At 66.8% G+C, this 8,710-nt stretch carries 8 protein-coding genes; 3 read left to right on the top strand and 5 right to left on the bottom strand.

The features are described from left to right. Positions 1 to 792, top strand: a 792-nt coding sequence (locus RMN95_RS07535) for a type II CAAX endopeptidase family protein (protein WP_309616321.1), incomplete at its 5' end; no start/stop codon positions are given. A gap of 426 nt (positions 793 to 1,218) precedes the next feature. Here RMN95_RS07535 and RMN95_RS07540 read toward each other — a convergent pair. Next, positions 1,219 to 2,415, bottom strand: coding sequence for an MFS transporter (locus RMN95_RS07540; RefSeq protein ID WP_309616322.1), 1,197 nt, complete (start codon positions 2,413 to 2,415; stop codon positions 1,219 to 1,221). 120 nt (positions 2,416 to 2,535) lie between these two features. Between RMN95_RS07540 and RMN95_RS07545 the strand changes: the two genes are divergently transcribed. Further along, positions 2,536 to 3,735: a low temperature requirement protein A gene (locus tag RMN95_RS07545; RefSeq protein WP_309616323.1), complete on the top strand. Its 1,200-nt coding sequence runs from the start codon at positions 2,536 to 2,538 to the stop codon at positions 3,733 to 3,735. Further along, positions 3,732 to 4,601 (top strand): formyltetrahydrofolate deformylase, encoded by an 870-nt coding sequence (purU, locus tag RMN95_RS07550; protein ID WP_309616324.1) that lies wholly within the window; start codon positions 3,732 to 3,734, stop codon positions 4,599 to 4,601. Before RMN95_RS07545 ends, purU begins: the two co-directional genes overlap by 4 nt. A gap of 38 nt (positions 4,602 to 4,639) precedes the next feature. Here purU and RMN95_RS07555 read toward each other — a convergent pair whose 3' ends face one another. From RMN95_RS07555 to recR, 4 genes are all read right to left on the bottom strand, one after another. Next, on the bottom strand, positions 4,640 to 5,710 hold the full coding sequence (locus tag RMN95_RS07555) for an aspartate-semialdehyde dehydrogenase (protein WP_397545263.1): 1,071 nt from the start codon (positions 5,708 to 5,710) through the stop codon (positions 4,640 to 4,642). A gap of 539 nt (positions 5,711 to 6,249) precedes the next feature. After that, positions 6,250 to 6,660 (bottom strand): hypothetical protein, encoded by a 411-nt coding sequence (locus RMN95_RS07560; protein WP_309616326.1) that lies wholly within the window; start codon positions 6,658 to 6,660, stop codon positions 6,250 to 6,252. 132 nt (positions 6,661 to 6,792) lie between these two features. Further along, positions 6,793 to 8,058 (bottom strand): aspartate kinase, encoded by a 1,266-nt coding sequence (locus tag RMN95_RS07565; protein ID WP_309616327.1) that lies wholly within the window; start codon positions 8,056 to 8,058, stop codon positions 6,793 to 6,795. Between the two features lie 97 nt (positions 8,059 to 8,155). Next, positions 8,156 to 8,710, bottom strand: a 555-nt coding sequence (recR, locus tag RMN95_RS07570) for a recombination mediator RecR (protein ID WP_309616328.1), incomplete at its 5' end; no start/stop codon positions are given.

Below are 8,710 nucleotides of genomic sequence, written 5' to 3' on the forward strand. Positions count from 1 at the left end.
CGCACGATCCGCAAGGATCGCCGCGAATACCAGCGTTTCAAGCGCTACCGCGGGACGGTGAAACGGCAGGCGATGCTCCGCAAGTGGCTCCGCGAGTCGTGGCTCACGTTCGGCGGCATCTCGGCCGGGGTGCTGCTGCTCGCGGGCTCATACGTCGGCCCGCTCCTGGCGCAGCTGGATACGTGGGCTGGGGTGCGCGGCATCCGGAGCTTCATCGTCAGCAACCTGTGGATCGTCGGCGCCGTGCTGCTCATAATCATCGTGCTCACGTGGCTGGGCGTGCGCGCGGCCCGGCGAGACGGCGACGGGATTATGGCGATCGGCGACATCCACGCGATGCTGCCCCGCAATCGGCAAGAACTGCGCCTGGGCGCCCTGCTGTCGCTCAACGCCGGCCTGGTCGAGGAGCTCGCGTTTCGTCTCGCCATCCCCGCCCTCGTCTTCGGCGCCACCGGCAGCGCTATCGCCGCCGTCACGATCTCGCTGCTGCTGTTCGGAGCCCTGCACCTCTATCAGGGCGTCGCCGGCATCGTCGGCACCACCATCGTCGGCACGATCATGATGGTGCTTTACGTCGTCTCGGGCAGCATCATCGCGCCAATCGTGTTGCATGCGCTCGTCGACCTGCGCTCGCTGGTGCTCATCCCGGTCGCGGTGATGGGCGTACATAGAGTGGATGCCCGCCGCCCACCCGCGCCGCCGCGATCCCCGCGCACCCCGAGCATCCCAGCGGCTCAGGCCGCGCCCGAAGCGCCCGCCGCACCTCCCGGTGCCGCACCGCCGCGCACCTGAGGCCGCGCCGAGGCGCCGCCGCGCACCCGGTGCCGCGCCCGCGCCCGCACCCGAGGCGCCGCCGCGCCGCCCGCACTCGCACCGGCACGCCGTTTCGCGGATCCACCGTGCACCATCGCCATCCGCGCGTCTCACAGCGCAGTAATGGCCCCTCGGGATCCGGCCATCGGGCCACGACTGCACTCTCATCGAATCTGGCCTCGACCCAGGAGAGCCTTGCACCTCGCGCGCCGCGGGTGGGCGCTTTGTGCGCTCCGCGGGCCGCGCGCAGCGACAGTGGCCGGCGCTCACAGCGCAGTAGTGGCCCTTCGGGATTCAGCCACCAGGCCACGACTGCACTCTCACGGAGGCCGGTCGCGAGGAGCGCAGCGCGAGCGCACGCAGCGGCCAACCCCGCGCCCGCAGCCCAGCGGCGGCGAGCGCACGTCAGCGCCCGGCAGCCGCCCGCCGGCGCAGCCACACAGCGACCACGATGATCAGCGCGAGGCCGATGACGGTGATCGTGGCATCCACAAAGGGGAGCGCCTGGATGCCCCAGCCATCGAGCAGCAGGCCGCCGACGAGCGCTCCGCCACCGATCGCCACGTTGAACGAGGTCGTGAAGTAGGCGGCAGCGGCATCCCGAACCCGCACCGATGCGGTGTGCATCATGCGCGCCTGCATCAGCGATGGCACGGCGCCGAAGGCGACTCCCCAGACGAAGATGGCGGCGAGCGCGACCCAGGTGACGCTGCTGAACAGCCCAAGCACCAGCACCGAGAGCATCACGACGGCCACCGCGGCGACCAGCGACCGCTGCGGGAAGCGGTCGCCGAGGGTTCCGGCGAGAATGAGCCCGACAGCGCCGGCGCCGCCGTAGAGAAACAGCACCCCGGCCACCGCGCCGGGGTCGATGCCCACCGGCCCGATTAGGTAGGGCGCGATGTAGGTGTAGAACAGGTTGTGCCCGAAGCCCACCAGAATCAGGATCACCCCCACGGCAATGACCGCGGGCACCGTCGTGTCTTTGCGCATGGGCAGCGGTATCTCCCCCGTCGACAGCACCTCGCCGTGCCTGACGGCGGGCAGCAGCTTCGCTGTGACCAGGGTCAGGATGGCGATGATCGCGGCGATGACGCCGAACGCGAGCCTCCAGCCGACCGCGTTGCCGATCGCGGTCCCGAGAGGAACGCCGAGCACGAAGGCGGCCGTTCCGCCGCCGCCGGTGATGGCAATCGCCCGCCCGAGTTGATGCTTCGGCACGAGGTGCGCGGAGTAGGCGCCGACCACGGCCCAGAACAGTCCGTGCGCGAGACCGCCCACCACTCTCGCACCGACCAGCAACTCGTAGGTGGGTGCGAGCGCCGCGAGAAGGTTCGCGATCGCAAACACGATCAGCACCACGATGACGAGGAATTTGCGTGAGTATCGGCGGGTCAGCACGCTGAGCGGCGCGGCGGTGAGCACGACCGTTCCGGCGAAGACGGTCACGAGCAGGCCGACCTTCGACTCCGAGACCTGAAGCTCTGCGGCGATCTCCGGAAGCAGGCCGGTGGGGAGAAATTCGCTGGTCACCGCGGTGAAGATGAGTGCGGACAGGGTGAGCAAACCTGCCCAGGGGAATGTGTTTCGTGGCGCGCCCATGACGGCGGAATCCGTTCGGTGGAAGTGGTGCGTTCGCCGCCCGCGGGACGACGCGGGCCGCGCGCCGTCACACCAACACTACTTGTCATACGCTGAAGACCCGAGGAGAAAGGCGTACTGATGGGCACCGAGCGCAGCACCCTGCTTCGTAAAGAAAAGGATGGCCGCTTCGAGCCCTCCCCGGTCGAGCTGCTGTTCGACCTGGTGTTCGTGTTCGCCGCGACCAGGCTCTCGCACTACCTGGTCGAGCATCTGGACTGGACGGGGCTGCTGCAGGCGTTCATCCTGTTGCTGGCGGTGTGGTGGTTCTGGGATCGCATGGTCTGGACGACCAACTGGTTCGACCCCGAGAAGTGGCCCGTGCGCCTGATGCTGTTCGTCGCGATGGCGCTCGGGCTGGTGATGAGCACGTCAATCCAGGGGGCGTTCGGCGACCTCGGCGTCGTGTTCGTGGTCGGGTACCTCGGTGTGCACGCGCTGCGGGGGGCGTTCATCATCGTGGCCGCCTGGCGCGACAGTCGCCAGCTGTCGATGAACCTGATGCGGGCATCCCTCTGGATCGCCGTCTCCTCCCCCCTGTGGATCATCGGCGCGCTGGCCGAGCCCGGGCAGCGGGTGTGGTGGTGGCTTGCGGCCATCGCGCTCAACTACCTAGGGCCGTCCGTGCGCTACTGGCTGCCGGTACTGGGGCGATCCCCGGTCGATAACTGGGCGGTGTCGGGCCACCACATCGCCGAGCGTGCCCAACTGTTCGTGATTATTGCGCTCGGCGAATCGATACTGGTCACGGGCGAAACCTTCAATGGCGAGTGGATGACCCCCGCCACCGTGTTCGCCCTGCTAGCCGCCCTCGTGGGAACCCTGCTGCTGTGGCTGCTCTACTTCAACAACACGGCGGGTGTGGCACGAAAGTTCCTCGAGAAGACGAGGGAGTCTGGGCGCGTTGCGGCCAACACCTACACCTACCTGCACCTGGTGATCGTGGCGGGGATCGTGCTGGTTGCCGTCGGCGACGAGCTCGTGCTCTCACACCCCGACGACCCACTCGATCCGGTGACGGCGGCCGTCGTGTTCGGCGGCGCGGCCCTCTACATCCTCGGAAACCTGCTGTTCAAACGGTCGGTCGGCTACCGCTGGCTGAAGTCACACATCGCCGGGATCGCGGTGCTGGCGGGGCTGTTCCTGGCCAGCGTGTCCCTGGTCGCGCTCACTCCGCTCATCGCCCTCTGGCTGGCGAACTCGGTGCTGCTGCTCGTGGTGATCGCCGACGAGGTGGCGCACCGCCGAAGCGCGGCCGGCGCCGCTAGCCTTGCCTCGTGAGCGAAACATCCGCCCGGGCATCCACTCATTGGATTCTGACCCTCGTCTGCGATGACCGACCCGGAATCGTGCACGCCGTCAGCGGTGCGATTGTGGATGCCGCGGGCAACATCACCGAGTCCCAACAGTTCTCGAGCGCCGACACCGGGCGCTTCTTCATGCGCCTGCAGGTGGAGTCCACGACCTCACGCGACGCGTTCGAGGCGGCGATTGTGCCGGTCACCGAGCGGTACGGGATGACCTGGCAACTCGATGTCGTCGGCCGCCCTCTGCGCACCCTCGTGCTGGTGTCGACCGCCGGGCACTGCCTCAACGACCTGCTCTACCGCGAGCGGGCCGGGCAGCTGCCGATGGATCTTCCGCTCGTGCTCAGCAACCACCACGACCTCGCAAGCCTCGCGGCCTTCTACGACGTGCCGTTCGAGGCGCACCCCGTGACGAGCCCGGGCCGCAAGCTCGCGTTCGAGCAGCGGGTGCTCGAAGTCGTCGACGAGCACGACATCGAGCTGGTCGTGCTGGCGCGCTACATGCAGATCCTCTCCCCCGACCTCTGTGCAGCCCTCGGCGGTCGCGTGATCAACATCCACCACTCGTTCCTGCCCGGGTTCAAGGGAGCCAACCCCTATCGGCAGGCGCACGCCCGCGGGGTCAAGCTCATCGGTGCGACCGCGCACTTCGTCACGAGCGACCTCGACGAGGGCCCGATCATCGAGCAGAACGTGGTGCGCGTGGATCACTCCCGCAGCGCCGCAGAGCTCGTCGCGATCGGCCAGGACGAGGAATCCCGAACCCTCACCCAGGCCGTGAAATGGTTCGCCGAGCACCGAGTGCTGCTCGACGGGGCGCGCACGATTATCTTCCGCTGACCGGGTTCCTGCGGGATGCGGGCGCTGAACTTCGCGGCTCAGGCCACGCTGGTGCGGGCGCTGAGCTTCGCGGCGACCAGCTCGGCGATCTGCACCGCGTTCAGCGCGGCACCTTTGCGCAGGTTGTCGTTGCTGATGAACAGCGCGAGTCCGCGTCCATTCGTCACGCCCTCATCCTGGCGGATGCGGCCAACATAGCTCGGGTCGTTACCTGCGGCCTGCAGAGGTGTCGGGATGTCGGTGAGCTCCACGCCCGCGGCATCCTGCAGCAATTCCTTCGCGCGCGCGACACTGAGCGGGCTCGCGAACTCCGCGTTGATCGACAGCGAGTGACCGGTGAACACGGGCACGCGCACGCAGGTGCCGCTGACCAGCAGCTCGGGCAGTTCGAGGATCTTGCGGCTCTCGTTGCGCAGCTTCTTCTCCTCGTCGGTCTCGAACGAGCCGTCGTCGACCAGGTTGCCGGCGAACGGGATGACGTCGAACGCGATCGTCTTCGGGAAAGTGGATGCCTCGGGGAACTCGACCGCGGAACCGTCGTGCACCAGACCCCGCGGATCCTGGTCTATCGCCGCCTTCGCCTGCGCATACAGCTCTTCGCCGCCCACGAGCCCCGCACCGGACACCGCCTGGTAGGTACTGATGACCAGTCGGGTAAGCCCCGCCTCGGCGTCGAGCACTTTCAGCACGGGCATGGCCGCCATCGTGGTGCAGTTCGGGTTGGCGATGATGCCACCCAGGGCGGCGTCAATCGCATGTGGGTTGACCTCGCTGACCACGAGCGGCACGTCGGGATCCATGCGGAAGGCAGACGAGTTGTCAATCACGGTCACGCCTGCTGCGGCGAACCGGGGGGCCTGGGCGCGCGAGGTGGTGGCACCGGCGGAGAAGATCGCGATGTCGAGGCCGCTCGGGTCTGCGGTGGAGGCGTCCTCCACCGTGACCTGCTCACCCGAGAATTCCAGGGTCGTGCCGGCACTGCGAGCACTCGCGAAGAAGCGGATCTCGGCAATCGGAAAGTCGCGCTCCGCGAGAAGGCGGCGCACGACGGCGCCCACCTGGCCGGTGGCGCCGACGATGCCGATTCGAACGGGGGTGCTGGTGATCATGCGCATAAGTCTCCCACGCCGGCCGCGGACGCTACGCGCCCGACGTTCGCTGTCCGCGCGCGCTCTGCGCCCGGCATTCGCTGCCCATGTCCGACTCCTGGTGTTGGCAACTCCTGCAGATCGGCTTCTGCCGAAGCTTAGAGATCGCGCCAATAGGCTGCAGCCAAATGAAGGAGAATTTCGCTCGAGTGTGTGGTGAGCCCCGGAAACCAGGGGCCCGGAGCAGGATTGTCCTTCATTTGGTCGGAAAAGACCGCACCTATTGGCGCGATCTCTCAGATCCGGATAACTCCGGGGTTGTGCATGCTGCGAGTCCGCGATCTGCGGGAGTTATGAACACGGGGCAGTGAACCTCCGCGATTCGGCGGTGCCAGGTGAAACGCGAAACCCTGGCGAGGCAGCCGTCCCGTTTGCGGGCGGCCTGGAGGGCAAGTGCACCTAGACGATGTAGCTCGTCTCGTTACACAACATCATCGGCGCCCGTCCGATAGCCGCCCGCCGCAGAGGGGGTCGTTCCGCCACGCTGGTGCTACCTGGCCCTATCCGACGGCCTTCTCCAGCAGCGCCACCAGTCGCTTCTGATCGGCGGCGTTCAACTGTGTCACGGCGAATGAGCTCGGCCAGAAATTGCCATCATCAAGGTTCGCATCCTGCTGGAAGCCGATGGTGGCGTACCTGGCCTTGAACTTCGCGGCACTCTGGAAGAAAACTATGACCTTGCCATCACCGTTGGTGTACGCCGGCATCCCGTACCACGTCTTTGCCGCCAGGGTGGTGTGCTTCGCGACCAGCCCATGCAGGGTCTCGGCCAGCTCTTGGTCTGTGCCGGACATCGCGGCGATCGCCGTGAGGCACGCGGCCTCCAGGTCGGCACCTTCCTTGGCGGCCTTCGCTTCCGCCGCTGCCGCACGCATCGCGGCTTTTTCCTCTTTGCTGAAGGTGGTGCTCATGGTCAGTTCCTTCCACAGTTCGCGGTACGGACCCCACTGTAGGCCCAACCCGCGGGGCACGCTTAGTGTCGCGACGCGGCAGGCGTGCCATGCACGCGTCCGGACTGCGATGTGGCGCGCCGGGCGTGCTCTCTAGCGGCCGGTGCCGCCGTGCACCACGGCCTCGTCGTCGCCGTCGAGTCCGAATGCGGTGTGGAGCACACGCACCGCATCGTTGACCGTATCGGCCCGGGTGATCACCGAGATTCTGATCTCGCTCGTCGAGATCATCTCGATGTTGATGCCGGCCTCGAACAGGGCCGTGAAGAGCTTCGCCGAAACACCGGCGTTCGTACGCATGCCGGCGCCCACCACTGCGAGCTTCGCGATCTGGTCGTCGTGCTGCAGCGACTGAAACCCGATGTGCTCTTTATCGGCGTTGAGGGCAGCCATCGCGGGCTGCGCATCCGATTTCGGGCAGGTGAACGAGATGTCTGTCAGCCCGGTGCTGGCGGATGACACGTTCTGCACGATCATGTCGATGTTGACGTTCGCGCGCGCGATCATGGTGAAGATCTGGGCCGCTTTGCCGGGGGTGTCGGGAACCCCGACCACCGTGATCTTCGCCTCGCTGAGGTCGGAGGCGACTCCGGTGACGATCGGCTCTTCCACGTTTTCTCCTTCAATCGGGTTGACGACGAGCGTGCCCTCGTTGTTGTTGAACGACGAGCGCACGTGCAGTGTGACCCCGTGCCGTCGGGCATATTCCACCGCGCGTATGTACAACACCTTGGCGCCGGTCGCCGCAAGCTCGAGCATTTCCTCGCTGGTGATCCTGTCGAGCTTGCGGGCGGATGCCACCACTCGAGGGTCCGCGGTGTAGATGCCATCAACATCCGTGTAGATCTCGCATACCTCGGCCCCGAGCGCCGCGGCGAGTGCCACCGCCGTGGTGTCGGAGCCCCCGCGCCCGAGGGTGGTGATGTCACCCGTGCCGCGGTTGAAGCCCTGGAACCCGGCGACGATCGCCACAGCTCCGTCGTCGAGGGCCTCGCGGACGCGCTTCGGGGAGACCTCGACGATGCGAGCGGACCCGTGCTGGGCATCCGTCACCATGCCGGCCTGGCTGCCCGTGTAACTGCGGGCTTCAACGCCGAGGCTGCGGATCGCCATCGCCAGCAGCGCCATCGAGATGCGCTCACCCGCGGTCAACAGCATGTCGAGTTCGCGCCCCGACGGCAGCGGCACGACCTGCTTTGCGAGATCGAGCAACTCATCTGTCGTATCGCCCATCGCCGAGACCACGACGACAACCTCGTTGCCTGCCTTGCGAGTCTCAACGATTCGCTTGGCAACACGCTTGATGCTTTCGGCATCGGCGACCGACGAGCCCCCGAACTTCTGGACGATGAGGCTCACGTGGTTCTCCCGGGGAAAAGAATGGCCGGTTAGGTGGCCCAGATAGCGATTCTAGCGGGGTGCCACTGGGGTTGCCGCTGTGTGACGCCAGGCTCTGTCAGGCCTCGACGTCGCGGCGACCCTCGAAGGCGCGACCGAGGGTGACCTCGTCGGCGTACTCGAGATCGCCCCCCACCGGCAGCCCGGATGCGAGCCGCGTCACGCGGAGGTTCGGGTAGACCAGCAGTCGCGTCAGGTAGGTGGCCGTCGCCTCACCCTCCAGGTTCGGATCGGTGGCAATGATAACCTCGGTCACCGAGCCGTCGGCGAGCCGACCGACCAGTTGCTTGATGCGAAGGTCGTCTGGCCCGATGCCGTCGATGGGGCTGATCGCGCCACCGAGCACGTGATAGAGACCCTTGAACTCGCGGGTGCGTTCGATGGCGACCACATCTTTGGCCTCCTCGACCACGCAGATGGTGGCGTGGGACCGGCGCGGGTCACGACAGATCGAACAGGTCTGCTGCTCGGTCACGTTGCCGCAAATGTCGCAGAAGCGCACCTTATCCCGCACATCCCGAAGCACCTCAGACAGCCGCGTCACGTCGAAACTCTGCGTTTGCAGAATGTGGAAGGCAATGCGCTGAGCGGACTTGGGGCCAATGCCGGGAAG

This window comes from Salinibacterium sp., assembly GCF_031364185.1.
GTDB lineage: Bacteria > Actinomycetota > Actinomycetes > Actinomycetales > Microbacteriaceae > Rhodoglobus.

Bases quoted from the DNA above. Each gene is read 5' to 3' on its own strand.
- RMN95_RS07540 (WP_309616322.1), bottom strand. From the start codon at position 2,415: ATGGGCGCGCCACGAAACACATTCCCCTGGGCAGGTTTGCTCACCCTG.
- RMN95_RS07545 (WP_309616323.1), top strand. From the start codon at position 2,536: ATGGGCACCGAGCGCAGCACCCTGCTTCGTAAAGAAAAGGATGGCCGC.
- RMN95_RS07555 (WP_397545263.1), bottom strand. From the start codon at position 5,710: ATGATCACCAGCACCCCCGTTCGAATCGGCATCGTCGGCGCCACCGGC.
- RMN95_RS07560 (WP_309616326.1), bottom strand. From the start codon at position 6,660: ATGAGCACCACCTTCAGCAAAGAGGAAAAAGCCGCGATGCGTGCGGCA.